Source organism: Pseudomonas chlororaphis subsp. chlororaphis (genome assembly GCF_003945765.1).
GTDB classification, from domain to species: Bacteria; Pseudomonadota; Gammaproteobacteria; order Pseudomonadales; family Pseudomonadaceae; genus Aquipseudomonas; species Aquipseudomonas chlororaphis.
The window spans coordinates 2,845,751-2,868,699 of sequence record NZ_CP027712.1 but is presented as its reverse complement, the minus strand read 5'-3'; the positions used below and the strand labels follow the sequence as shown (position 1 = coordinate 2,868,699).

Sequence of the window (22,949 nt, the reverse complement as noted above, 5' to 3'; positions counted from 1 at the left end):
CACCTTCATTACACCCAGGCCAATCCCTCCGTCCGTCCGCCCAAGCCACCGGAACCCGTGTCGTTCATCGGGATAATGGGAATCGGCCATGGCGTTTTTGCCAGGCCTCTATACTCATTTTCGACGAGGCGCGCACCGGCACTGCGAGCCTCATGAGCGCAGTTCCGCCGTGAACATGAAGTCGCCAGCGGCAAAGGATTGCGAGGGGTGTGGCGCCATACGCGTCACCTGGCCTGATGCTGCAAGGAAGGTGCATTCATGAACACGATCCGACAGGATGTGGCAACACTCGGCTCCGGATGGGACAACAAGGTCTTGCTCAACTACGCGCTGGCCATGCGCGAGCTGGACAAACTACCGATCACCAACCGCAACAGCTGGAAGTTCCTCGGCGCCATCCACGGCTTCGATCGGCAGTTGTGGGTCGAGGTGAATGTCCTGGGCGATTCCGATCCGGTGCCCAAGGACCTGACCAACTTTACCTACGGCAGCCAGTGCCAGCACGGCAGCTGGTACTTCCTGTCCTGGCACCGCGGTTACCTGGCGGCCTTCGAGGCGATTGTCGCGGCCAAGGTCAAGGAACTGACGGGTGACGACTGGGCGCTGCCGTACTGGAACTACCTCAATAGCAAAAACCCGGATGCGCGGCGGGCCCCGGAGGCATTCCTGGCGGACACCCTGCCTGACGGCAGCCCCAACCCGCTGAAGAAATACCCTCGCCGGCAGGGCTTTACCACGCTGCGGCCGAACTCCCTCGATGCCTTCAGCCTGGCGGCAATGCAGGAGAACGATTTCCAGGTCGGCAATGACGGCAGCATCGGCTTCGGCGGCGGGGTCACCGGCAATTTCGCCCAGTTCGCCCGCTGGACCGGCGACCTGGAGAACAACCCGCACAACACCGTGCATCGTCTGATCGGCGGGGGCGAAGGCTTCATGGCCGACCCGTACCTCGCCGCCCTGGACCCGATCTTCTGGTTGCACCATTGCAACGTCGACCGGCTATGGGAGGCCTGGATGAACACCCCGGGCAAGACCATGGTCCGCGATCCGCGCTGGCTCGACGGTCCGGCCGACCGCCGTTTCATCATGCCGACGGTCGGTGGCAGTGACCCTGGCATGAAATTCACCGGCCGCGACACGTTGAAAGATGGCAAATTGCATCCGCGCTATGCCGACTTGAGCATCGGCACGGGCGTGAAACCAGGAGTAGAGGCCGTGACACGGGTCAAGATGGGTGCGCCGGAACAACAGAACATCGAACCGATCGGTGCCAACCGTTCGGTGGTCACGGTCGGCGGCGCGCCGGTACGCACCCAGGTCGACCTCGACCGCCAGGCCACCAGCACCGGCATCGCCGCGATGGGCGCGACGGACCTGGGCCAGCCGGTGACCCGGCTCTACCTGGCGCTGGAATCGGTGCGCGGCTCCGCGCCCTCGCCGCAGCTTGCGGTGTACATCAACCTGCCGAAAGACAGCGACCCGCAGCAGCATCCCGAGTGCCATGCCGGCAGCCTGACGCTGTTCGGGCTGAACGTCGCCTCGCGGCCAGACGGTGGCCATGGCGGCCACGGGCTCGGCTATACGATCGACATCACCGACCTGGCCCAGCGGCTGACCGATGCCGGCGATTTCGATCCCGACTATCTGCGGGTGACCCTGGTCCCAGGCGAGCAGGTATCGGCGGATAAACCGGTGACCGTGGAGCGGATCAGCGTGCTCAAGCGCAGTGGTATCGTCAGCTGAGTAACGCCCCATGCAACCCGGACCGGTCTTGCTCAGCTTCACCCGGGCGCCCTGGCCGTTGCTGTTCGCGACGGCCGGGCTGGGCCTGGCCCTGTGTCTCTACACCGCCGGGCACAGCACCCTGCCCGCCTTCTGCGGTTCCGCGCTGTCCATCGTTGCCAGTTGGCCCGCCGTGCTGGAGGCCGAGCTGGCCCTGAACCCGGCGCAGCGCATGCTGGCCGACTGGGCCCTGATGCTGCTGGCGATGATGCCGCCGCTGCTGGCGATGCCACTCATGCATGTCTGGCGTTCCAGCCTGCCGCGCCGGCGCATTCGCGCGGCGCTCGGTTTCCTGCTCGGCTACAGCGCCTTATGGCTGGCCGCCGGTCCGCTGCTGATGGTGCTCGCCTTGTTGCTGCAACTGAGTGTCGCCGACGCGGCGCTGGCCACGGCGCTGCTGGTTGCCCTGTTGTGGAGTGCCAGCCCCTGGCAACGCGCGGCGCTCAACCGCGGCCACCGCACGCGCCGGATCGGCCTCTTCGGCTGGGCCGCCGACCGCGATTGCCTGGTCTTCGGCGCAAGCCATGGGGCCTGGTGTATCGCCTCATGCTGGGCCTGGATGCTGGTGCCGCTGCTGGGCGGGGCCTGGCACATTCCGCTGATGCTGGTGGCCGGGGCCATCATGCTGGTCGAACGCCTGGCACCGGGCGATCGGCCGCGCTGGCACTGGCCGGTGATGCTCCCCCGGCTCGATCTCTGGCTCCTGACTACGCGCAAGGTGGCGCACTCCCATGACTAGACGGACCTGCCTGGCGATCGGCGTGAGCACGCTGACGCCGTTGCCAAACCAGACACTGCGCTTCGCCTACCTGGACGGCGCCGTGCTCGCCGCCCGTTCGATCGGCGACTGGGCGCTGCGCTCGGGCTTCGGCGCCGACAACGTCAGGATCGTCGACGACGGCCCCATAGACGGCCAGGGCAATCCGGTCACCCGCGAACGGGTGCAACAAGCGGTGGATGAGCTGTTTCCCTCGGGCGCCGAAGTGGTCGAGCAATTGATCCTGGCGTTTTGCGGCCACGGCCTGACCGACGCGAATATCGGCTCGATCTCCTGGCTGTTCAGCGACTCGCTGCGCCAGAAGTACCGCGTCCTGGCCGACTCGTTCTACACCGAGTTGCTGCTGCACGGCGTGCAGCGCATCACCCTGATCACCGATGCCTGCCGCGAGGCGCCGAAGAATCTTGACCTGACGCGACTGGATCCGGTGCGCGGAATCGTCGTGCAAGGCACGCAAGTGGAAAACCCCAGGTTCGACCGCCTGGCCGCCTGCCAGGACGGGCAACTGGGTTACATGGTGTCCGAACCGATGTCCGGCGCTCCGGGCAAATGCGTGTTCTCCGGGGTGATCGCCGATGCGCTGTGGGGCATCGAGCCGACCGCCATCAGCAATGGCCTGATCACCACCGCGACCCTCGGCATGTGCGTGCGCTCGCGCACCACCGAGCGGGCGAAAGAGTATCGCCTCAAGCTCAACCCGCAATGCCTGGTCGATCCGGAACCGGCCGTGCTCTACAACACCGCCCAGCCGTTGCCGGGCCCCGCCGGGTTGCAGCCCTGGCCGGCCGCGGGCAACGCCGCCACCATGGGCCCGGCCGCCGGCCCGACGGATTCCGCCGAGCACAATCTGGAGCGGGTACACAGCGACGCGGCCTTTCGCGAGCGTATGCTCGGCGCCGATTTCGGGCTCAAGCAGCATGACCTGGCGGTTCCCGCCGACCAGATGATCAGCATTCCCGACTCCAGCAAGGAGCTGCTGCAGGATCTGGTGGTGCTCCGCCAGCAGAGCCCGCGTTTTCCCGAGAAGAAACAGAAGGTCAAGGCGCTGGTCCAGCGCCTGGAAGCGGATGCCGCCGCCGATATGCGCAAGTCCGCGGCCACCGAGGTTCGCCGCCGAATGAAGCAGATCGGCGACCCCGGCGAGGCCAACCTGATCGTCTACGGCGAGGGCGCGAAGCTCCTGTCCCGGGCTCCGATCGAGCGACTGGACAGCACCTCACTGTTCGAAACGTTCCGCGCCACCAGCGATCCCCAGGGGATGCCGGTCCTGGTGGCGCTGGCCGATGGCACCTTCACCCCGGTGGTGCCTTATGCGGGTCAGTACACCGTGGTGATGCCCAGCCCCCTCGGCGATATTTTCCAGGCCTATGGCATGCCCAAGGCCCCCGACAGATACCTGGCGATGCTCGGCGCGATCGACGATTTCGCCGCTGGCCGGCTACAGGCCGAAGACATCGACCAGTTCGCCGCTGGCGTGTGCCATAAAAAGCATGCCGACCCCATGCTGGGTGTGATCTGCGCCTACCTGTACCGCGCCGTTGCCGACTACGACAGCATCCGGCGCCTGGCGTATTTTTATGCCGCCCAGGGCCAGCCGGTGCCTTTCGACATTGCCTTGCTCGGGGCGATGCGGGTGACCCAGGAGGCAGACGGCACCCCACGCTTGCAGATACCGGCCGTCAAGGCGCGCGCGCTGCGACCCAAGGCGGCCAAGGCCCCTGATTATGTCCGGCGCGCGACACCCGCCGTGCAGGCCTGGATCGGCGGGCGTTGCCCCTGGCTGGGGCTGGGCTGGGACTATGTCAACGACCCGCGGCCGGAATGGGCCGCACTGGTCGAAGGGCTGGCCGAGCATGCCAGATTGGTGCGGCACAGCGGATCCACGGTGCTGCCGGGCAAGGTGGCGCGCAAGCTGGCAAAAGCCTGGCACCTGCGATCATCGGCCCGGGAAGACCTGACGCGACCCGCGGTAGCCCGCCAGGTACCCGCCAAGGAAACGAACCGACCCTCGCAACGGTCTGAACAGTGATGGCATTGAGAATGGGGCCGCACCACAAAGCCCCGCTATTCACAATGGAGGTCTCGTCATGAGCGCCCTGACAATCGAAGGCTGGTGCAAGGCCAGCGATGGGCAAAAATCCACGCCGCTGGGAGAGATCCATTTCTACGTCGATGGTCCCCTGCACCTGCGCCTGGAAGAAGCCGAGGAACGCCTGCAGAAAACCCATGAACAGGAGGCCATGGTCGACGTCGACATGGACACCATGGAGCTGATCATGCCCGAGGGGTACAGCCCCCTGTCCGACTGCCGGATGCGCGTCTATTTGCAGCACGGTCGCGGCCAGTTCCATCTGGTGGGGCACCGAGCCAGCGATGGCAGCCTGATCTACAGCAACGCGGTGCTGATCGACCAGTTGCTGTAGCAAAGCGGCTTTTGCACCAGCGCCATTTCGTCCGGGCGTAATCGCTCCCGAGGCTCACCAGAGGCCGGGAACCAAGCGCCAGCGCACCCGCTGGCAATAGTCGGCATAACCGGGCAACTCGGCCTGCAACAGCTGGTCCTCCCATAACGTGCGCAGGACCAGCAGCGCCGCAGCCAGCGCCGCGGGAACCAGCGCCCAGAACGACCCCAGCGCCAGCGCCATGCCGAAGAACAGGCCCAGCGCGGCGAGATATCCGGGATGCCGCACGAAACGGTAGGGCCCGCTATCGATGACCCGCTGGTGCCGCTCGGACTGGATGCGCACGCCCGGCTCGAAGAATGGGTTCACCGCCTGCGCCCAGCCGGTCACCGCGATGCCCGCCAGCACCGCGAGATACCCCGCCAGCACCACCCAGGCCGGCACAGCCGAGCCATGCAGCCGCCCGGCATCGAGTGCGGCGACCGGCAGCACCGCCGCCATCGCCGGCAAGATGATCGCCAGCAGCTTTTTGTCCCAGCTTTGGGTACCCACCTGGACCCGGCTGCGCGCGCGGTAGATCACCGGATTGACCCGGGCGAGCACCAGGGCCGAAACGCCAAAGCCCAGGGTCATGACGGCGAGGAAGATCCAGCCGGGCCACCAGGCGAGCGTGCCGGCCGGCAGGAAAATCAATCCCAGCAGCGCCAGCGGCAGGCCGATCCCACAGGCGATGGCCGTGCGGAGCGACATCGGGTCCGGATCCCGAGGTGTGGAAGGGTTTTGCATACGTTTCTCCCTATGGCGAGAGGCGACGGTATCGCGCTTCAAGAGATCGGCATTGGATGCAGCCAAGCCCGAAGCATAGAACACAGGCGCAGCCCCCCTGCCCAACCCGGCGCCGAGACGCACAGCTGCGCTCGGTCGCTCAACCCTATCGGCAGCTTGGCAACTCGCTTTCACATCCGTATATTCGAATAACCATATATTCAAGCCAATGACTGTTTAACGTCATGGCTCCCCCCTCTGCCCGGAAGCCCCGATGAAAATCCTCTTCATGTGCACCGCCAACAGCTGCCGCAGCGTTCTTTGCGAAGCCCTGTTCAACCATCTGGCGCCGGCCGCTCATCATGCGGTGAGTTCGGGCAGCTTCCCCGGCGGCACGCTCAACGCCCGCGCCCTGGCCACCCTGGAACAAGCCGGTGTCAGCACCGCCGGCCTGTACAGCAAAGGTTCGGAGGTCTTCGCCGACAGCCCGCCCGATATCGTCATCACCGTCTGCGACAAGGCCAGTGGCGAGCCCTGCCCGGTGTATTTCGGCCCGGCGCTGAAAAGCCACTGGGGGCTGGAGGACCCTTCCGAGGTCCAGGGCGATGAGCAGGCAATCCAGGCCGCCTTCGAGCAGACCGTGGAGAAAATCCGCCAGCGTTTCGCCGCCTTCTTCGCCCTGGACCTTGACCACCTTTCACCCGCCGAGCTGAAAAATGCCCTCGACCGCATCGGAGCGCTGTGATGAGCGACGACCGCAAGCCCAGCGAAGAACCGCTGTCCGCCCTTGACCTTGAACTGCTGCAAGCCTTGGCGCCGGAGCATCTGGAACCCCCGGCAACAGCCGCGCATAAACCGCGCATCCTGCTGCTCTACGGCTCCACCCGCGAGCGCTCGTTCAGCCGCCTGCTGACCCGGGAAGCCGCGCGCATTCTCGAGTTCCTCGGCGCCGAAACCTACATCTTCGACCCCAGCGGCCTGCCCCTGCCGGACGATGCGCCGGTGGATCACCCCAAGGTCCGGGAACTGCGCGAACGGGTGCTGTGGTCCGAGGGCCAGGTCTGGTGCTCGCCGGAACGCCATGGCGCCATGTCGGCGGTGTTCAAGGCGCAGATCGACTGGATCCCCCTGACCCTCGGCGCGGTACGCCCGACCCAGGGCAAGACCCTGGCGGTGATGCAGGTCTGCGGCGGCTCGCAGTCGTTCAACACGGTCAACCAGCTGCGCGTACTGGGCCGCTGGATGCGCATGTTCACCATCCCCAACCAGTCCTCGGTGCCCAAGGCCTTTCTCGAATTCGATGATAACGACCGCATGAAGGCCTCGCCCTTCTACGACCGGGTGGTGGATGTGATGGAAGAACTGATGAAGTTCACCCTGCTCCTGCGCGGCCGCGCCGACCTGCTGGTGGACCGCTACTCGGAACGCAAGGAAAGCGCCGCCGCGCTGTCCAGCCGGGTCAATCAGCGTTCGATCTAGGTTCACGGAATTCCAGCGCAAGAGACCGAGTGCAGCGCCAGGCATTGCTGGTTAATCTCTGGCAACGCCCTTGGTCCAGGACTCTCCATGCCCGATCCGTTTCTTGAGGCCCGCGCCTTTCTGGCCGGGCTTGACCCCGACTGGGCTCGTCACGTCGAGGCGGTCGGCCCTTGCCTGCACCAGGCCAAGCCGGCCCGCGAACCCTGCGAGGCGCTGGTGCGGGCGATTGCCTATCAGCAACTGCATGCTCGCGCCGGCGATGCGATTCTCGGGCGCTTCCTGGGGTTGTATGGGCAAACCTTCCCCTCCCCCGAGCAGATCCTCGCCACCGATTTCGAGGCATTGCGCGCCTGTGGTTTTTCCGCCGGCAAGATCGCCACCATCCGAGGCATCGCCGCGGCGACCCTGAGCGGTGTGGTGCCGGATTACCAGGCGGCCCGGGCCATGGACGACGAGGCGCTGATCGAGCGCTTGACCCGCCTGCGCGGCATCGGTCGCTGGACCGTGGAGATGCTGCTGATCTACAGCCTGGAACGCCTGGACATCCTGCCCGCCGACGACTTCGGCGTGCGCGAGGGCTACCGGCGCCTGAAGGGCCTGGAACAGCAGCCGACCCGCAGGCAGATGATCGAGATCGGCCTGTCCTTGCGCCCGCATCGCACGGTGGCGGCCTGGTATCTGTGGCGGGTGCCGGCGCGCTGACGGGTGTGTTCATCGCGCAGGTGCAGGCAGGTACAGCGGCTACAGGAGGGACGGATGAACACCGAAAAAAGCTGGGTTTTGCTCGATGCCCAGGGCAACACCTTTCTCAGCGAACAATCGGGCACCCTCGGCGGCCACCGTGGCAGCCGGGTCTACGGGCGGCTGGATTGCCCGGCCGCCCTGCGCGCCATTGCCCGCGGCGGTTATGTCCGCCAGCGGGTGTTCTTTGCCGACGAGGCCAGCGCCCGCAGCGCCGGTTATCGACCCTGCGCCCGCTGCCTGCCGCAAGCCTACGCCGCCTGGCGCGCGCTCACAGCCCCGACTTGAGGCGGCTGAAGGCGCGGATCAACGCACGGTTGAAGGCCTTGCCGTTGTCGTTCTTGCTGTACAGCGAGGCCCGCACCTCGGGGGTCGGGTAGGTGCCTGGGTCGTTGCGGATCGCCGGATCGACCAGGGCATCCGCTGCGCTGATGGCATTGGCGTAATGGATGGTGTCGGTGATCGGCGCGATCACCTGCGGGGTCATCAGGTAATCCATCAACGCCAGCCCGGCCTCGGGGTGCGGTGCGTCCTTGGGGATGACCATGGCGTCGAACCAGATCAGCGTGCCCTCCCTGGGGATGCGATAGCGCAAGGTGAAGGGCTTGTGCGCCGCCTCGGCCTGCCCGGCGGCGATCGCCACGTTGCCGTTCCACGACATGGCCACGCAGGTGTTGCCGTTGGCCAGGTCGCTGATGTTCAGGTCGTTGTCGAAGTAGCGGATATAGGGCCGGATCTTCGCCAGTTGCTGCTCGGCGAGTTTCAAGTCGTCGAGGTTCTGCCGGTTGATGTCCAGGCCCAGGTACTTCATCACCGCGGCGAACACCTCGTTGGGATCGTTGAGCAGGCTGACCCCGCAGTCGGCGAATTTCGCCACCACCGCCGGATCGAACAGCATCGCCCAGCTGTCCCGCGGCGCCTGCGCCAGGCGCTGGCTGACCGCCTGCTCCTGATAACCGACACCGGTGGTGCCCCAGGCATAGATCCCGGCATAACGGTTGCCTGGGTCGAACACCGCCATATGCTGGCGGAACTCCTCGCCGACCCCGGCCAGGTGCGGCAGGCGCTGCTTGTCCAGCGGCTGGAGCGCGCCGCTGGCGATGGCCCGGGACAGGTGCTGGCCGGCGGTCAGCACCAGGTCGTAGCCGCTGCGCCCGGTGAGCAGCTTGGTCTCCACGGTCTCCAGGGAATCGAAGTGATCGACCACCACCCGGATGCCGGTCTGGCGCTCGAAGTTGTCCAGGGTGTCCGGGGCCAGGTACTCGCCCCAGATGTACAGATTGACCGTGGGTTCGGCCTCGTCGGCCGCCTGGGCGCACAACGGCGCCAGCACCAGCAGCAACGCGCGGCCCAGCCTGTGCAGGTTCATGTTCAGCCCTCTTCGCCGGTGCGCCGGGGAGCCGCGTATTGCGGCATGGTGATGCAGGCGACGTTGCCGCCGCCGAGGAGGATTTCCCGCGAATTGTCGATACCGACGATGCGGTGCCGGGGGAAGAGTTCGGCCAGGGTGGCCAACGCCGTTTTGTCGTTGCGGTCGCCGAACAGCGGCACCACGATCGCGCTGTTGCCGGCGTAGTAGTTGATGTACGAGGCACAGATCCGCGTGCCGGCCTGGCGCGCATGGGTGCTGTCCAGCTGGTCCAGGCCTTCGGCTTCGGCGGCGGTCCATTCCAGCACGTCCGGCTGCGGCAGCTTGTGCACCACCAGCTCGCGGCCACGGCTGTCGCGGGTGCTGCGCAGGATGTCGTAGGCCTCCTGGTAGATTTCCCACTGCGGGTCGTCGCGGTTGTCGGTCCATTGCAGCACCACTTCGCCGGGGCGCACGAAACACGCCAGGTCGTCGACATGGCCGTCGGTCTCGTCGAACTTGCAGCCGCGCGGCAGCCAGATCACCTGCTCCGCGCCCAGGTAGTCGGTGAGGCGCCGGGTGACCTCGGCCTTGCCCAGGTGCTGGTTGCGATTGCGGTTGAGCAGGCACTGCTCGGTGGTGAGGATACTGCCCTGGCCATCGCTCTGGATGCCGCCCAGCTCGGCGATCAGCGGCGCGCGATAGCGGTCGAGGTTTTCGATCTCGAGGATCTTGGCGGCGATCTGGTCGTCCTTGTCCCAGGGGTAATACAGGCCGCCGTCGAGGCCGCCATAGGCGTTGAACTCGAAGTCGACGCCGCGCACTTCGCCGCTCTGGTCGTTGACCACGAAGCACGGCCCGCTGTCGCGGAACCAGGTGTCGTTGCAGGTCATTTCCACCACCCGCACCTGCGGCGGCAACAGCCGGCGGGCATTGGCGAACTGGGCGGCGGAAGCACAGACGGTGACCGGTTCGCTCTGGGCAATCGCGGTGACGATCCGCACCCAGACCTTCTGCGCCGGCTTGGCGCCGTTGCGCCAGACGTCGGTGCGCTCCGGCCAGCCGAGCCAGCAACCGGCCTTGGTTTCGAATTCGCCGGGCAGGCGGAAACCATCGTGTTTAGGAGTGGTGTCGAGCAATCGGGCCATGGGGCAAACCTCGTCGGTGCTGGGGAATGGCCACCAAACTAGCGCCGCGCCGGGTCAAGGCACCAACGATGAATATTGCGCGACAGTTGAATTCAACTCATCAATCGCTCAACTGATCGGTGAACCAGTCCAGCAACTGCATCAGCGCCGGGCGCTCCAGGCGCACCCGCTCGCACACCAGGGCGTACTGCCCCAGGGCGGTCATGCTGGCGGCGTTGAAGGGCCGCACCAGTCGGCCATTGAGCAGGTCTTCCTGGGCCGTCAGGTTATCGCCCATGGCCACGCCCTGCCCTTGCGCCGCCGCTTCCAGCGCCAGCCCGGCGTGGGCGAAATACAACTGGCGCGCCGGGCGCAAATCGCCGGCATGGCTGGTCAGCCAGGCGGTCCAGGTCTTGCCGTCCTGATCGTCGTGCAACAGGCAATGGCGGGCCAGGTCCCGCGGGCTTTTCAGGGTGCCCTGGTTGAACAGCCCGGGGCTGCACACAGGGAAGAACTGCAGGCTCGGCAACGGTCGCACGAAGTAGGCGCTGCTGTCCTGCGGGCCGCTGCCGTAGGTGATCGCCAGGTCGATGTCCTCGCCCGGCACGCTGGCGTCGATCGGCTGTTCATAGAGATGCAGGGTGATATGCGGGTAACGCGCGGAAAAGTCCGCCAGCCGGCTCATCAGCCATTTCTGCGCCAGCTCGGCGGTCACCGCCAGGCGCAGCACCGCCAGGGAAGACGGATCGCGCAGCTCGTCGCAGGCTTCGCCGATCAGCTCGAAAGCCTGCTGCAGGCTCTGCATCAGCCGCCCGGCCGCCAGGGTCGGGCGGATCTGCCGGCCCTCGCGGACGAACAACGACACCCCGAGTTGCTCTTCGAGCTGGCGGATCTGATGGCTCACCGCGCTGTCGGTGACACACAGCTCGGCCGCCGCCCGACCAAAATGCGCATGCCGCGCCGCGCACTCGAAAGTCCGTAATGCCGCCAGGGAAGGCAGACGTCGCATATCCAAGCCCCCGAAATGAAGGCGTCCATGCTGCCGCGACGCAGCGCCAGCGTCCAGCGCCCCGTAGGAGCGAGGCCTGCCTGCGACAAGCCCGCAAGAGCGCTGCACATCTCAAGGCCCCATCGCCAGCAAGCTGGCTCCTACAAGGATCGTGCAAACCGCCTCTCCTACAAGTAAAGGCGTTGCGTCAGTTCATCCCCAGCCAGTTCGGCAGCGCCAGGGAAATGAACGGCACGTAGGTCACCAGGATCAGGAACGCCAGCAGGATCATCAGCCACGGCAACGCCGCGCGGATGGTCTGGCCGAGTGTCAGGCCGGTCACCGCCGAGGTGACGAACAGGTTCAGGCCCACCGGCGGATGCACCAGGCCGATCTCCATGTTGACCACCATGACAATCCCCAGGTGGATCGGGTCGATGCCCAGCTTCATGGCGATCGGGAAGAAGATCGGCGCCAGGATCAGCACGATGGCCGAAGGCTCCATGAAACTGCCCGCCACCAGCAGCACCACGTTGACCATCAGCAGGAAACCGATGGGCGACAGCCCGGCGTCCATGACGAAGGTGGTGATCTGCTGCGGGATCTGCTCGGTGGTCAGCACATGGGCGAAGAGCATGGCGTTGGCGATGATGAACATCAGCATGATCGACAGCCGGCCCGACTCCACCAGCACTTTCGGGCAGTCGCGCAGGCGCATGTCCTTGTAGACGAACAGCGCGACGAAGGCCGAATACACCGCCGCCACCGCCGCCGCCTCGGTCGGGGTGAACAGGCCGCTGTAGATGCCGCCGAGGATGATCACCAGCAACAGCAGGCCCCAGAAGGCGCGGCGCGCGGTGCTCAGCCATTGGCGGAAGGACACCCGCGGTTGCGCCGGCAGCTTCTTGATCCGCGCGACGATGTAGATCACCACCATCAGGATCACGCCCAGCAGCAGCCCCGGCACCACACCCGCCATGAACAGCTTGCCGACCGAGGTTTCGGTGGCCGCCGAGTACACCACCATCACGATCGACGGCGGGATCAGGATGCCCAGGGTCCCGGCGTTGCAGATGATCCCGGCGCCGAACTCCCGTGGGTAACCGGAACGCACCATGCCGGCCACCGCGATCGAACCCACCGCCGCCACGGTCGCCGGCGACGAACCGGACAGCGCCGCGAACAGCATGCAGGCCAGCACCGCAGCAATCGCCAGGCCGCCACGGATATGCCCGACGCAGGCGTTGGCGAAATCGATCAGGCGTTGCGCCACCCCGCCGGTGGTCATGAAGGCCCCGGACAGCAGGAAGAACGGGATCGCCAGCAAGGTATAGGCTTCGGAGGTTTCGAACAGCTTGATCGCCAGGGAGCTCAGGGAGTCCGGGCTGAACAGCAGGATCGAGGTGGCGCCGGCCAGGCCCAGGGAAATGGCGATCGGCACGCCGAGGAACATGAACACGAACAGCATCAGAAACAGGCAGAGAATGGCCATCAGTGCTGATCCTCATGGTGACTGGCAAGCTTGCTGGCCTCGGCCGCCTCATCGGCCAGGCCCAGGTTGATCTGCCCGCGCATGAGGATGCGCCACATGATTTCCAGGTAGCGGATCAGCACCAGGGCAAAACCGAAGGGCACGATCATCGCGATGTGCGACAGGTGGATGCCGAACTGGTCCAGGTCCTCGGCTTCGATGCCGGCCTGGATCAGCGCCATCAGCCACTTGAAGCTGGCGACCATGAACAGCCCGGCGTAGACCATGCAGCACAGGCAGGCGATCACCGCCAGCAGGCGCTGGGCCGGGCGCGAGGCCAGCTTGACCAGCGCGTCCACCCCCAGGTGCCCGGCGGTGCGCACGCCGTAGGAAATGCCGAAGAAGATCAGCCAGCCAAACAGCATCTTGGTCAGCGCCACGCTCCAGACCATGTCCTGGGCCAGCTCCATGAGGAAGTCGCCGATCCCCAGGAACAGCGCGCTGCCCCCTTCCCAGGCATCGCCGATGGCGTAGAACAGCGGGTAGAGGTTGTTGAGCACCACGTAGACGAAAGTCACCAGCGTCATGGCCGCCAGCAGGAAGGCGATGAACGCCTCTTCAAAATGTTCCCAGAACCGCCTCAGCCTGTGCATTGAGGTTCTCCGCGAAAGTGCCAGTGGAGTGCAGCCCGATAGCGGCTGCCGATGGGCCGCTGCGAGCGCAGCGGCCGGGATCCAGGTCGTTACTGCGCCTGGTTGGCGGCTTCGGCGGCCTGGATCAGGTCGGCGCCGATATCGCCCTCGAACTTCTTCCACACCGGGCGCATGGCCTCGCGCCACTCGTTGCGCTGCTCGGGAGTCAGGGCGACGATTTCGCTGGTCTTGGCGTCAATGATCTTCTGCCGCGACGTCTGGTTCAGGGCTTCGGCCTGCTTGTTCACTTCCACCGAGACCTCGGCCATGATTTTTTCCAGCTCGCCGCGCACATCCGCTGGCAGGCCGGTCCAGAACTTGGCGTTGGTGATCACCATGTAGTCGATCAGGCCGTGGTCGGTCTCGGTGAAGTACTTCTGCACCTCATGGACCTTCTGGCTTTCATAGTTCGACCAGGTGTTCTCGGTGCCATTAACCACGCCGGTCTGCAGGCCCTGGTAGACCTCGGCGAAGCTCATCTTGCGCGGGTTGGCGCGCACCGCCTTGAACTGCTCCTCAAGCACGCTGGAAGCCTGCACGCGGAACTTCAGGCCGCGGGCGTCCTTGGGTTCCACCAGTTTCTTGTTGGCCGACAGCTGCTTGAGACCGTTGTGCCAATAGGCCAGGCCGAGGATGCCCTTGTCCCGCATGGCGGTCAGCAGCTGCTTGCCCTCGGCGTGCTGGAAGCGGTCGACGGCGGCGAGGTTGTCGAACAGGAATGGCAGGTCGTAGATCTGCACCTTCTTGGTGTACTGCTCGAACTTGGCCAGGGACGGCGCGAGCAACTGCACGTCACCCAGCAGCAGCGCCTCCATTTCCTTGCCGTCGCCGAACAGCGAGGAGTTCGGATACACCTCGACCTTGACCCGGCCCGGCAGGCGTTCCTCGGCGAGCTTCTTGAACAGCAGGGCGCCCTGGCCCTTGGGGGTGTTTTCCGCCACCACGTGGGCGAACTTGATCACGATAGGGTCGGCGGCCTGCGCAAGACCGGCGCCCAGCAATGCGGCGGCACAGAACAACGCCCGGGAGAGCTTGAACATGGACTTCACCTTCTTATTGTTGTGGTTGATCGCAGAGTGCCTAAGGGCACGCGTATTGAGAATTTTGAATTTTTGATACCTGCGTTCGGCGCAGACGAACACGCTTCAGGCAAGAAAGGGCACAAGACTGCGCCTTGCTACCGTCCTAAAAGATTTGATCTACTGCGACCACCTTTTCAAATGGCCAGGACGCTATGTTTAACACCAAAGTAACTCTGCCTACCGGCGAAACACTTTGCATGCAAGGCAGCGATGGAAAGACATCGGCAGCTTTTCAGAAAGCCTTGGAAAAAGCCCACCCAAGGGTTAAAGAGAAACCTATTGAGTGCAGCTGCAAAGCTACACCCAAGGTCCATTTAACAATTCGAAAAACGACCAGAGCTAACGGTACGACGTGGTTTCATATCGTACGTTTCGCTGATAGTGCGTCGAACCATATCGGTTGTTTTTTTTACAAACCTGAAAAGAATAAGTGCGGCTTGAATGGTTACACCGACGAAGTTATCTCTAACACAGAGAATGGAGTGAAAGTCGCGCTGGACTATCCATTGGTGTGGAAGGCCGGGGCAGGAGGTAATGCCCCTCGAAGACAATCCCCTCTTATTCCTACGCACCCATCTTCTTCTCGCTTGAAAAGTATGTCTGCGCTGGGTTTTCTCAATTTGCTCTGGGAGAGGGCTGGACTCAATAGTTGGTCCCCCCAACTCAGCGGAAGTCGCAATGACTATAGAGTCATCAACCTTCTGCACAGGACTGCTGAGACCATCACAGTGGGCTCCCATACTCTCAGCGATCACTTCTTAGCCTTACCGGAAAAGCCGGGTGACTGGGAAAAAAATCGGCTGAATGAGTTACATAAAAACCAAGTCAACCCTAAGGATAGTCATGAAAGGCGTCTGAGCGTAATTGTCACGCTGTTGGATAATGTCGAAGACTATAAACTCGTCTGTACTAGCGCAAAAAGACTGAAATTGACACTAAAAATTGAGCTGGCCCTTGCCGATAGCCTGAAAGTGCCAGGTGGCATTTCAGCTCAAGCGCTGACCGCCGCCAACCTATACCAGCAAGCCTCGGATGCCTATCGTGAGCAAGCAAGAAAACAACCACGAAATCAACAGAAGCCATCCGAAACACAGACAGCCCTTGAATCGAAAAGCGAAGAGTTTGAACAAGCTAAAAAGAACTGGGATAGATCTCCGAAGGCTATCGTATGCTGCTTGGCATATCTGAAACCTATATCCAATGGATATATCAACGCTGAAGTACTCGACGCTGCAATCATGCCTGTTACTGCCGACTGGATACCTTACGCCAGTAGCTATGAGCGCCTGATCGCCGAGATGCTAGTGGAGAAAGAACGGACTTTCCGCAAACCCCTTCGATACGATGCCAGCCTTCACACAGTTTTCCCCGACTTCGAGCTCCTCGATACAACTCCCAATCCATACCCAATGGAAGTATTTGGTCGAAGCGACGAAAAATATGAGGCACGCAAAGCAGAAAAAATCATCTATTACAACGCTGAGTACTCAACCGAAAATTGGTGGTACTGGATAGCTAATGGTGAGGGAAAACATCTTCAGATTCCCCCCTTACCTTGAAGAGAGCCGGACTTTGCTTTCACTCCTTCAGCGCCAGCAAGCGCTGGGCCCGCAGCAGCACCGGCGCGTCGACCATCTGGCCGTCGATCTGGTAGGCGCCGGCGCCGTGGCTGCCGGCGTCCACCACCCGTTGCGCCCAGGCCAGGTCTTCGGCGCTGGGGGCCAGGGCCTGGTGGATCACCGGCACCTGTTTCGGGTGGATGCACAAAGCGCCGGCAAAACCCATTTCATAGGCGTGGCGAATGGACTGGCGCAAACCCTCGGGGTCGTCGATGGCCGGGTGCACGCCATCCAATGGCGGCACCAGGCCGGCGGCGCGCGAATGCAGGATCAGCGCCAGCCGCGCCTGGTCGAGGGCGAACTGCGCCGCCGCCGAACCGCTGCACAGGTTGAGGTCCAGCGCCAGGTCCAGGCCGCCGAAAGACAGGCGCTGCACCGCAGGAGCCCGGGCGATTTCCGCCAAAGCCAAGAGCCCGCGCGCGCTTTCGATGATCGGCCAGATCTGCTTGCCGGTGGCCGCCACGGCCGCCACCTGGGCGGCGCTTTCGACCTTGGGCAGCAGGATGCCGACCACCCCGGCCTGGGCTTTGCAGAACCCCAGGTCGGCGGCATGTTCGGCATGTTCCGGGGCATTGACCCGCACCCACAACCGGACCTGGGGCTGGCTGTTGAGGAACTGGCCGAGGTTGTCCCGGGCCTGGCGCTTGAGCGGCTCTTCCACCGCATCCTCGAAATCGACGATCACCGCGTCGGCGCCGCTGGCCAGGGCCTTGCCGAAACGCTCGGGACGGCTGCCCGGGACGAACAAGGCAGAGCGGGCAATAGGGTTGGACATGTTGAATTCCTTGTAAGTGATGCGAGGTCCGCGGACCGGATTATCTGTGCCTTGACGGCGCATGCTTGCCCGCGAGAGGCCCTTGAGGGCGATGCCGATCTCAAGGGCCCCTTCGCCAGCAAGCTTGGCTCCTACAGAGGGGCCACCCACGTCAACGGACCTATCCGTGCCAGCCCCTGTAGGAACGAGGGGTTTCAGATCACGCCATTGGCCTGCAGCTGCTCGATGGCATCGCTGGACAGGCCCAGTTCGGCGAGGATCGCGCCGCTGTGCTGGCCCAGCCCGGGAACGCCGTCCATGCGCGGTTCGAACGCGGCATTGCGCGCCGGCGGCAGCAGCGACGGCAGCTTGCCGGCCGGGCTGTCGACCTCGCGCCAGCCGTCGCGGGCCTTGAGCTGCGGGTGCTGCCACACGCCCTGCATGTCGTTGACCCGGGCGCTGGCGATCTGCGCCTGCTCCAGCCGCTCGATCACCGCCTCCACCGTCAGCCGGGCGAAGCTGTCGACGATGATCTGCCGCAGCGCCTCGCGATTGGCCGAGCGCTTGAAGTTGGCCGAGAAGCGTTCGTCACCGGCCAGCTCCGGCATCAGCAGCACCTTGTCGCAGAACGCCGCCCATTCGCGCTCGTTCTGCAGGCCGAGCATCACCGTGCCGCCATCCCCCGCCGGGAACGGCCCGTAGGGGTAGATGGTCGAGTGCGCCGCGCCGGCCCGGGGCGGTGGCGGCGCGCCGTCGAAGGCGTAGTACATCGGGTAGCCCATCCACTCCACCAGGCTTTCCAGCATGCTCACGTCGATGCGGCTGCCCTGCCCGGTCCTGCCGCGCAGCAACAGCGCCGAGAGGATGCCGCTGTAGGCGTACATGCCGGCGGCGATGTCGGCGATCGAGCAGCCGGCCTTGGCCAGTTGCTCCTCGCCCGGGCCGCCGGTCACCGACAGGAACCCACCCTCGCTCTGGATCAGCAGGTCGTAGGCCTTTTTCTTCTCATAGGGGCCGCCCTCGCCATACCCGGAAATGTCGCAGACGATCAGCCGCGGAAAGCGTTCATGCAGCGCCTCGAACGACAGGCCCATGCGCGCCGCCGCGCCCGGCGCGAGGTTCTGCACCAGCACGTCGGCCTGGGCCAGCAGGCGTTCAAGAATGTCGCCGGCGGCGTCCTGCTTGAGGTCCAGGGTCAGGCTTTCCTTGGAACGGTTGGTCCAGACGAAATGCGAGGCCAGGCCGCGCACGCGCTCGTCGTAGCCACGGGCAAAATCGCCGCTGCCGGGGCGCTCGACCTTGATCACCCGGGCGCCCAGGTCGGCCAGTTGGCGGGTGCAGAACGGCGCGGCGATGGCGTGTTCCAGGCTGACCACGGTGATGCCGTCCAGCGGCCGGGGTTGTGCGGTATTGAGTGTCATAAGGCGTCCTCGGGGCGGGCTCAGAGCAATTCGTTCAGTCGCGCGGTGTCGCGCAGATTCCATACCTGGCGGATCAGGGCCGCGCCCTGCTCCGGGGTACGCGCGCCGGAGAAGCGCAGCAGGCGCTGGAACTTGTCCGCCAACTCGGCCCGCGACAGGCCGTTGCCCGGATCGCCCTTGGGCTCGTCGATGGCACCGTGCAGGGTGCGGCCATCGTCGGTGCTGACCACTACACGGCCCAGCCAACGCTGCGGATAGGCACGATCGACCTCGGGGTCGAGGAGCATCGACACCTTGTCGCGAAACGCCGCCACCGCCGGGTCGTTCAGCGCCAGCTCATGGAACTCCGGAAGCCCGGCCTTGCCATGCACGGCGATCAGGCCGAGCACGGTGCCCATGGAGAACTTGGCCTGGTGCACGGTCTGCGGCACGCTCACCCGCCCCAGCACATCGATGGCGCCCTGGTGCACGCGGGTTTCCACGCTGACGATCTGCCCATGGCTCAGGCCTTCGCCCTGCATCAGCGCCAGCAAGGCGTCGGCGGCCGGGTGGGTATGGCGGCAGGAGGCGTGGAACTTGAACGAGGTTTCCAGCAAGGCCCAGCGACTGCCCAGACGGTCGGACAGGCGCGCCGGCTCGGCATCCCGGGACATACCCGCGGCCATGCCCTGCTCGCCTTCGAGAATATTGCGCGCGCCGGTCAGTCCGTCGCGGGTCAGGTAGGCGGCGAGCAGCCCGTCGGCCGCGGCCTTGGCCGTGTGCAGCTGCTTGGAGTCCGCGGCGTCGCGCAAAAACTCCCAGAGGCCGGCGGCCTGGGTCCCGGCGCTGCCCAGCAGGTTGATGAATTGCGCCTGGTCGAAGTCCATCAACTTGCCCACCGCCACCGCCGCGGCGAGTGTGCCGACGGTGGCCGTGGTGTGGAAGATCCGGTAATGGGAACGCCCCATGAACTCGCCAATGCGAATCCCCGCCTCGTAGCCGGCCACCGCCGCCAGCAGCAGCTCCTGGCCGGACTTGCCCAGGTCCTGGGCCGCCGCCAACGCGGCCGGGAACACCACGGTGGCCGGGTGCAATACCGAGCTGTTGTGCAGGTCGTCCTGCTCCACCAGATGGGAAGACGCGGCGTTCACCAGGGCGGCGAAATAGGCCGAGCTGCCGCGGCCGTTGACCAGGATCCGCGCCGGACCATCGGCTGGGCCCATCTGCTGGGCGTAACGCTCGAACAACGGGATCGGATGCGCGCCCTGGCTGGCCAGGGCCGAGCCGAGCCAGTCGAGGAACAGCTCTTCGGTGCGCGCCAGCACGCTGTCGGGCAACTGCGGGTAACTCAGGCCGGCAAGGAACCCGGCCAAGGCTTGGGTATGGCTCATGCTCGGCTCCTCAGAAGCTGCGCGGCAGTTCGAGCAGGTGCTCGGCCACATAGGACAGGATCAGGTTGGTGGAGATCGGCGCCACCTGGTACAGGCGGGTCTCGCGGAACTTGCGCTCGACGTCGTATTCGCAGGCGAAGCCGAAACCGCCATGGGTCTGCAGGCAGGCGTTGGCCGCCTCCCACGAGGCCTTGGCCGCCAGGTACTTGGCCATGTTGGCGCTGGCCCCGGCGTTGCCGCCGCTGTCGTATTCCTCACAGGCGCGCCAACGCATCAGGTCGGCGGCCTCGATCTCGACATGGGCTTCGGCGATGGGGAACTGCACGCCCTGGTTCTGCCCGATGGGCCGGCCGAACACCACGCGGTCGCGGGCGTACTGGCTGGCCTTTTCGATAAACCAGCGGCCGTCGCCGATGCACTCGGCGGCAATCAGCGTGCGCTCGGCGTTGAGGCCGTCGAGGATGTACTTGAAGCCCTTGCCCTCCTCGCCGATCAGGCTGTCGGCGGGGATTTCCAGGTTGTCGAAGAACAGCTCGTTGGTCTCGTGGTTGACCATGTTGGCGATCGGCTGCACGGTCAGGCCGTGGCCGATGGCCTCACGCAGGTCGACCAGGAAGATCGACATGCCTTCGGATTTCTTCTTGACCTCGGCCAGCGGCGTGGTGCGCGCCAACAGGATCATCAGGTCGGAATGCTGGATCCGCGAGATCCACACCTTCTGCCCGTTGATCAGGTACTTGTCGCCATGCTTGATCGCGGTGGTCTTGATCTTGGTGGTGTCGGTGCCGGTGGTGGGCTCGGTGACGCCCATCGATTGCAGGCGCAGTTCGCCGCTGGCGAGCTTGGGCAGGTAGAAACGCTTCTGCGCTTCGCTGCCGTGCCGCAGCAGGGTGAACATGTTGTACATCTGCCCGTGCACGGTGCCGGAGTTGCCGCCGCAGCGGTTCACCTCCTCCAGGATCACCGAGGCTTCGGCCAGGCCCAGGCCCGAGCCGCCGTATTCGGCCGGGATCATCGCCGCCAGCCAGCCGGCGTCGGTCAGGGCCTTGACGAAGCGTTCCGGGAAACCTTTTTCTTCATCGATCTTGCGCCAGTAGGCGGCATCGAACTCGGCGCACAGGGCGCGCACGCCTTCACGGATGGCATTCAATTCTTCGTTGCTGTTGGGGTTCATCGAACGGCTCTCCGCCTGTGGTTATTGTGCTGGGATGGGGTCATTCCGGGATGGCGTCGAACAGCACTTCGCCGCGCTGGGCCAGGCCGGCGTCGTTGCCGGCCCAGAGCTCGGCGACGCCGGGGCGGACGATGCGCCCGCCGACCTCGAACGACTGCGGCGCGATCAAGGGCCGCAGGCCGCGATAAGAAAACCGCCGCAGCCGGGCTCCGGGGTGGGCGCGGCAGAAAGCGCGCAGGCTGAGGGTGGCGATCAATGGGCCGTGGACCACCAGCCCCGGATAACCTTCGGTCGCGGTGACGTAGGGAAAGTCGTAATGGATGCGATGGCCGTTGAAGGTCACGGCGCTGTAGCGGAACAACAGGGTCGGGCTGGGTTCGACGGTTTCGCGCCAGTCGCCCTGGATCAGCGGCTCGCCGCTGGCCTGCTTGGGCGGGGTCGGTTCGCGGTAGACGATGTCCTGTTCCTCGCGAATCGCCAGGCGACCGTCCTGGGAATACTCATGGCGTACCGTGACGAACAACAGCGCGCCGGTGCGCCCGGTCTTTTCCTCGACCTGGCTGATGGTCGACACGCACTGCGCCTCGAACCCAGCACGCAGCGGCTCGAAGAACTCCAGCCGGCCACCGGCCCACATGCGGTTGCGATTGGCCGCCGGCGGCAGGAAGCCGCCACGGGCCGGATGGCCGTCGCCACCCAGGGCGCTTTCGGCCAGGGGCTCCTGGAAAAAGCACCATTGCCACAGCGGCGGCAAGGCCGCGCCAGGGGCCGGCACGGGTTCGCCAAAGGTCGCGGCGATGCGCTTGAGCAGGTTGTCGCTGAGCAGGTCTCGGGCTTGCTGGCTACGGCCTGTCCAGGCGCTGGGGTCGGTCACGCTCATCGGGTCGGGTCCTGTTGCGGTGGTGGTGAGCCCGATCATGCAAGCCGCTGCGCGTTCTGAGAATTTGCATTTCAATAAACCGGCGTTCGGTTATGCTGAACGCAGCTTTGCCCCTCTTCCCTCCCAGGAGCCGCCCATGCATTTCGATCTGGCCGACCTGCGCCTGTTTATCCATATCGCCGAATCGCCGAGCCTGACCCAGGGCGCCAAGCGCGCCTTTCTCTCGCCGGCGGCGGCCAGCGCGCGGATCAAGGCCCTGGAAAGCCAACTCGAGACCCGCCTGCTGTACCGCGACAGCCGCGGCGTCGAAGTCACTCCGGCGGGCGAGCGCCTGTTACAGCATGCGCGGCTGATCATGCGCCAGGTGGACTACCTGAAAAGCGAGTTCACCCAGTACGGCGGCGATTCCACCGGGCATATGCGCATCTTCGCCAACACCACGGCGGTGACCGAGTTCCTCCCGGAGATCCTCGCCGGCTTTCTGTCGAAACGCCCGGGGGTCACGGTGGACCTGCAGGAACGCCTGTCCCGCGACATCGTGCGTGGCGTGCTCGACGGCACCGCCGACATGGGCATCATCGCCGGCCCGGTGGAGGCCAGCGGCCTGCAGGTCCTGCATTTCAGCACCGACCACCTGGTGCTGATCCTGCCGGTCGACCACCCGCTGGCGACGCAGCCGGCGGTGACCCTGGAGCAGACCCTGGCCTACCAGCACATCGGCCTGCACGAAGGCAGCACCTTGCTGAGTTTTTTGCGCGAACACGTGGAGCGCACTGGCAAGCAGCTGTCGCTGCGGATCCAGGTGTCGAGCTTCGAAGCGATCTGCCGCATGGTCGAGGCCGGCGTGGGCATCGGCATCATTCCCGAATCGGCCGCGATCCGGCACAGCCACACCATGCAGCTGGTGACGGTGAAACTCGACGAGGCCTGGGCGGTGCGCGAGCGCAGCATCATTGTCCGTGAGCTGGAGGCCCTGCCTGGCAGCGTGCGGGCGCTGATCGCCACCCTGATGCCCGAGGCCTGATCGCTCGGAGGCCAATCTGCCTCCTGGCGCAAAACCCTCTGCGACACCGCCG

At 65.1% G+C, this 22,949-nt stretch carries 22 protein-coding genes; 10 read left to right on the top strand and 12 right to left on the bottom strand.

Features of this window, described 5'->3' with window-relative positions; translation table 11 throughout:
* The first annotated feature begins 258 nt into the window (after positions 1 to 258).
* Genes C4K27_RS13255 through C4K27_RS13240 form a run of 4 tightly spaced genes read left to right on the top strand, consistent with a single transcriptional unit; the run spans position 259 to position 4,983 of the window.
* Entirely contained in the window at positions 259 to 1,743 is a 1,485-nt protein-coding gene (locus tag C4K27_RS13255) for a tyrosinase family protein (protein ID WP_053260796.1), read from the top strand.
* Positions 1,744 to 1,753: 10 nt separating this feature from the next.
* Positions 1,754 to 2,521, top strand: coding sequence for a copper chaperone (locus C4K27_RS13250; RefSeq protein WP_053260795.1), 768 nt, complete (start codon positions 1,754 to 1,756; stop codon positions 2,519 to 2,521).
* Entirely contained in the window at positions 2,514 to 4,589 is a 2,076-nt protein-coding gene (locus C4K27_RS13245; RefSeq protein WP_053260794.1) for a hypothetical protein, read from the top strand. Before C4K27_RS13250 ends, C4K27_RS13245 begins: the two co-directional genes overlap by 8 nt.
* 58 nt (positions 4,590 to 4,647) lie before the next feature.
* The gene (locus C4K27_RS13240) at positions 4,648 to 4,983 is read left to right on the top strand and encodes a hypothetical protein (RefSeq protein ID WP_007931271.1); all 336 of its coding nucleotides are present in this window, start codon (positions 4,648 to 4,650) and stop codon (positions 4,981 to 4,983) included.
* Between the two features lie 54 nt (positions 4,984 to 5,037).
* Here the strand turns inward: C4K27_RS13240 and C4K27_RS13235 are convergent, their stop codons facing one another.
* A complete protein-coding gene (locus tag C4K27_RS13235; protein WP_238437512.1) occupies positions 5,038 to 5,748 on the bottom strand; it encodes a methyltransferase family protein in 711 nt (236 codons plus the stop codon).
* Between the two features lie 253 nt (positions 5,749 to 6,001).
* Between C4K27_RS13235 and C4K27_RS13230 the strand changes: the two genes are divergently transcribed.
* From C4K27_RS13230 to C4K27_RS13215, 4 genes are all read left to right on the top strand, one after another.
* Positions 6,002 to 6,472 (top strand): arsenate reductase ArsC, encoded by a 471-nt coding sequence (locus C4K27_RS13230; RefSeq protein WP_053260792.1) that lies wholly within the window; start codon positions 6,002 to 6,004, stop codon positions 6,470 to 6,472.
* Positions 6,472 to 7,206, top strand: coding sequence for an arsenical resistance protein ArsH (arsH, locus tag C4K27_RS13225; RefSeq protein WP_053260791.1), 735 nt, complete (start codon positions 6,472 to 6,474; stop codon positions 7,204 to 7,206). The genes C4K27_RS13230 and arsH overlap by 1 nt, the downstream gene beginning before the upstream one ends.
* Before the next feature lie 87 nt (positions 7,207 to 7,293).
* Positions 7,294 to 7,908, top strand: a complete 615-nt coding sequence (locus C4K27_RS13220; RefSeq protein ID WP_053260790.1) for a DNA-3-methyladenine glycosylase family protein — start codon at positions 7,294 to 7,296, stop codon at positions 7,906 to 7,908.
* A gap of 54 nt (positions 7,909 to 7,962) precedes the next feature.
* The gene (locus C4K27_RS13215) at positions 7,963 to 8,235 is read left to right on the top strand and encodes an Ada metal-binding domain-containing protein (RefSeq protein ID WP_053260789.1); all 273 of its coding nucleotides are present in this window, start codon (positions 7,963 to 7,965) and stop codon (positions 8,233 to 8,235) included.
* Here the strand turns inward: C4K27_RS13215 and C4K27_RS13210 are convergent.
* From C4K27_RS13210 to dctP, 6 genes are all read right to left on the bottom strand, one after another.
* The gene (locus C4K27_RS13210) at positions 8,219 to 9,316 is read right to left on the bottom strand and encodes an extracellular solute-binding protein (protein WP_053260788.1); all 1,098 of its coding nucleotides are present in this window, start codon (positions 9,314 to 9,316) and stop codon (positions 8,219 to 8,221) included. The genes C4K27_RS13215 and C4K27_RS13210 overlap by 17 nt on opposite strands.
* Before the next feature lie 2 nt (positions 9,317 to 9,318).
* The gene (aguA, locus tag C4K27_RS13205) at positions 9,319 to 10,443 is read right to left on the bottom strand and encodes an agmatine deiminase (RefSeq protein WP_053260787.1); all 1,125 of its coding nucleotides are present in this window, start codon (positions 10,441 to 10,443) and stop codon (positions 9,319 to 9,321) included.
* Positions 10,444 to 10,543: 100 nt separating this feature from the next.
* Entirely contained in the window at positions 10,544 to 11,431 is an 888-nt protein-coding gene (locus C4K27_RS13200; RefSeq protein ID WP_053260786.1) for a LysR substrate-binding domain-containing protein, read from the bottom strand.
* 187 nt (positions 11,432 to 11,618) lie between these two features.
* Positions 11,619 to 12,902 carry a C4-dicarboxylate TRAP transporter large permease protein DctM gene (dctM, locus tag C4K27_RS13195; RefSeq protein ID WP_007931262.1) on the bottom strand — a complete coding sequence of 428 codons (1,284 nt, stop codon included), beginning with the start codon at positions 12,900 to 12,902 and terminating at the stop codon, positions 11,619 to 11,621.
* Positions 12,902 to 13,534 (bottom strand): TRAP transporter small permease, encoded by a 633-nt coding sequence (locus C4K27_RS13190; protein ID WP_007931261.1) that lies wholly within the window; start codon positions 13,532 to 13,534, stop codon positions 12,902 to 12,904. The genes dctM and C4K27_RS13190 overlap by 1 nt, the downstream gene beginning before the upstream one ends.
* 89 nt (positions 13,535 to 13,623) lie before the next feature.
* Positions 13,624 to 14,613, bottom strand: a complete 990-nt coding sequence (dctP, locus tag C4K27_RS13185; RefSeq protein ID WP_053260785.1) for a C4-dicarboxylate TRAP substrate-binding protein DctP — start codon at positions 14,611 to 14,613, stop codon at positions 13,624 to 13,626.
* 194 nt (positions 14,614 to 14,807) lie between these two features.
* Here dctP and C4K27_RS13180 point away from each other — a divergent pair, with 194 nt between their 5' ends.
* Positions 14,808 to 16,214: a DUF1173 family protein gene (locus C4K27_RS13180; protein ID WP_081002265.1), complete on the top strand. Its 1,407-nt coding sequence runs from the start codon at positions 14,808 to 14,810 to the stop codon at positions 16,212 to 16,214.
* Between the two features lie 19 nt (positions 16,215 to 16,233).
* On the opposite strand, the gene C4K27_RS13175 is transcribed toward C4K27_RS13180, so the two are convergent.
* The 5 genes from C4K27_RS13175 to C4K27_RS13155 form a co-directional block, all read right to left on the bottom strand.
* Positions 16,234 to 17,049 (bottom strand): HpcH/HpaI aldolase/citrate lyase family protein, encoded by an 816-nt coding sequence (locus C4K27_RS13175; RefSeq protein ID WP_053260783.1) that lies wholly within the window; start codon positions 17,047 to 17,049, stop codon positions 16,234 to 16,236.
* Positions 17,050 to 17,243: 194 nt separating this feature from the next.
* Positions 17,244 to 18,449 carry a CaiB/BaiF CoA transferase family protein gene (locus C4K27_RS13170; RefSeq protein ID WP_053260782.1) on the bottom strand — a complete coding sequence of 402 codons (1,206 nt, stop codon included), beginning with the start codon at positions 18,447 to 18,449 and terminating at the stop codon, positions 17,244 to 17,246.
* 20 nt (positions 18,450 to 18,469) lie between these two features.
* Entirely contained in the window at positions 18,470 to 19,819 is a 1,350-nt protein-coding gene (locus tag C4K27_RS13165; protein ID WP_053260781.1) for an MmgE/PrpD family protein, read from the bottom strand.
* Between the two features lie 10 nt (positions 19,820 to 19,829).
* Positions 19,830 to 20,993: an acyl-CoA dehydrogenase family protein gene (locus C4K27_RS13160; protein ID WP_053260780.1), complete on the bottom strand. Its 1,164-nt coding sequence runs from the start codon at positions 20,991 to 20,993 to the stop codon at positions 19,830 to 19,832.
* A gap of 40 nt (positions 20,994 to 21,033) precedes the next feature.
* Positions 21,034 to 21,873, bottom strand: a complete 840-nt coding sequence (locus C4K27_RS13155; RefSeq protein ID WP_053260779.1) for an HTD2 family dehydratase — start codon at positions 21,871 to 21,873, stop codon at positions 21,034 to 21,036.
* A gap of 136 nt (positions 21,874 to 22,009) precedes the next feature.
* On the opposite strand from C4K27_RS13155, the gene C4K27_RS13150 reads away from it, so the two are divergent.
* Positions 22,010 to 22,897: a LysR family transcriptional regulator gene (locus tag C4K27_RS13150; RefSeq protein WP_053260778.1), complete on the top strand. Its 888-nt coding sequence runs from the start codon at positions 22,010 to 22,012 to the stop codon at positions 22,895 to 22,897.
* Positions 22,898 to 22,949 lie beyond the last annotated feature (52 nt).

Coding starts and splice junctions, on each gene's coding strand:
- C4K27_RS13245 (WP_053260794.1), top strand. CDS start 2,514: ATGACTAGACGGACCTGCCTGGCGATCGGCGTGAGCACGCTGACGCCG.
- C4K27_RS13255 (WP_053260796.1), top strand. CDS start 259: ATGAACACGATCCGACAGGATGTGGCAACACTCGGCTCCGGATGGGAC.
- C4K27_RS13165 (WP_053260781.1), bottom strand. CDS start 19,819: ATGAGCCATACCCAAGCCTTGGCCGGGTTCCTTGCCGGCCTGAGTTAC.
- dctM (WP_007931262.1), bottom strand. CDS start 12,902: ATGGCCATTCTCTGCCTGTTTCTGATGCTGTTCGTGTTCATGTTCCTC.
- C4K27_RS13220 (WP_053260790.1), top strand. CDS start 7,294: ATGCCCGATCCGTTTCTTGAGGCCCGCGCCTTTCTGGCCGGGCTTGAC.
- C4K27_RS13175 (WP_053260783.1), bottom strand. CDS start 17,049: ATGTCCAACCCTATTGCCCGCTCTGCCTTGTTCGTCCCGGGCAGCCGT.
- C4K27_RS13235 (WP_238437512.1), bottom strand. CDS start 5,748: ATGCAAAACCCTTCCACACCTCGGGATCCGGACCCGATGTCGCTCCGC.
- aguA (WP_053260787.1), bottom strand. CDS start 10,443: ATGGCCCGATTGCTCGACACCACTCCTAAACACGATGGTTTCCGCCTG.
- C4K27_RS13155 (WP_053260779.1), bottom strand. CDS start 21,873: ATGAGCGTGACCGACCCCAGCGCCTGGACAGGCCGTAGCCAGCAAGCC.
- arsH (WP_053260791.1), top strand. CDS start 6,472: ATGAGCGACGACCGCAAGCCCAGCGAAGAACCGCTGTCCGCCCTTGAC.
- C4K27_RS13160 (WP_053260780.1), bottom strand. CDS start 20,993: ATGAACCCCAACAGCAACGAAGAATTGAATGCCATCCGTGAAGGCGTG.
- C4K27_RS13190 (WP_007931261.1), bottom strand. CDS start 13,534: ATGCACAGGCTGAGGCGGTTCTGGGAACATTTTGAAGAGGCGTTCATC.
- dctP (WP_053260785.1), bottom strand. CDS start 14,613: ATGTTCAAGCTCTCCCGGGCGTTGTTCTGTGCCGCCGCATTGCTGGGC.
- C4K27_RS13150 (WP_053260778.1), top strand. CDS start 22,010: ATGCATTTCGATCTGGCCGACCTGCGCCTGTTTATCCATATCGCCGAA.
- C4K27_RS13240 (WP_007931271.1), top strand. CDS start 4,648: ATGAGCGCCCTGACAATCGAAGGCTGGTGCAAGGCCAGCGATGGGCAA.
- C4K27_RS13200 (WP_053260786.1), bottom strand. CDS start 11,431: ATGCGACGTCTGCCTTCCCTGGCGGCATTACGGACTTTCGAGTGCGCG.
- C4K27_RS13210 (WP_053260788.1), bottom strand. CDS start 9,316: ATGAACCTGCACAGGCTGGGCCGCGCGTTGCTGCTGGTGCTGGCGCCG.
- C4K27_RS13215 (WP_053260789.1), top strand. CDS start 7,963: ATGAACACCGAAAAAAGCTGGGTTTTGCTCGATGCCCAGGGCAACACC.
- C4K27_RS13170 (WP_053260782.1), bottom strand. CDS start 18,449: ATGACACTCAATACCGCACAACCCCGGCCGCTGGACGGCATCACCGTG.
- C4K27_RS13230 (WP_053260792.1), top strand. CDS start 6,002: ATGAAAATCCTCTTCATGTGCACCGCCAACAGCTGCCGCAGCGTTCTT.
- C4K27_RS13250 (WP_053260795.1), top strand. CDS start 1,754: ATGCAACCCGGACCGGTCTTGCTCAGCTTCACCCGGGCGCCCTGGCCG.
- C4K27_RS13180 (WP_081002265.1), top strand. CDS start 14,808: ATGTTTAACACCAAAGTAACTCTGCCTACCGGCGAAACACTTTGCATG.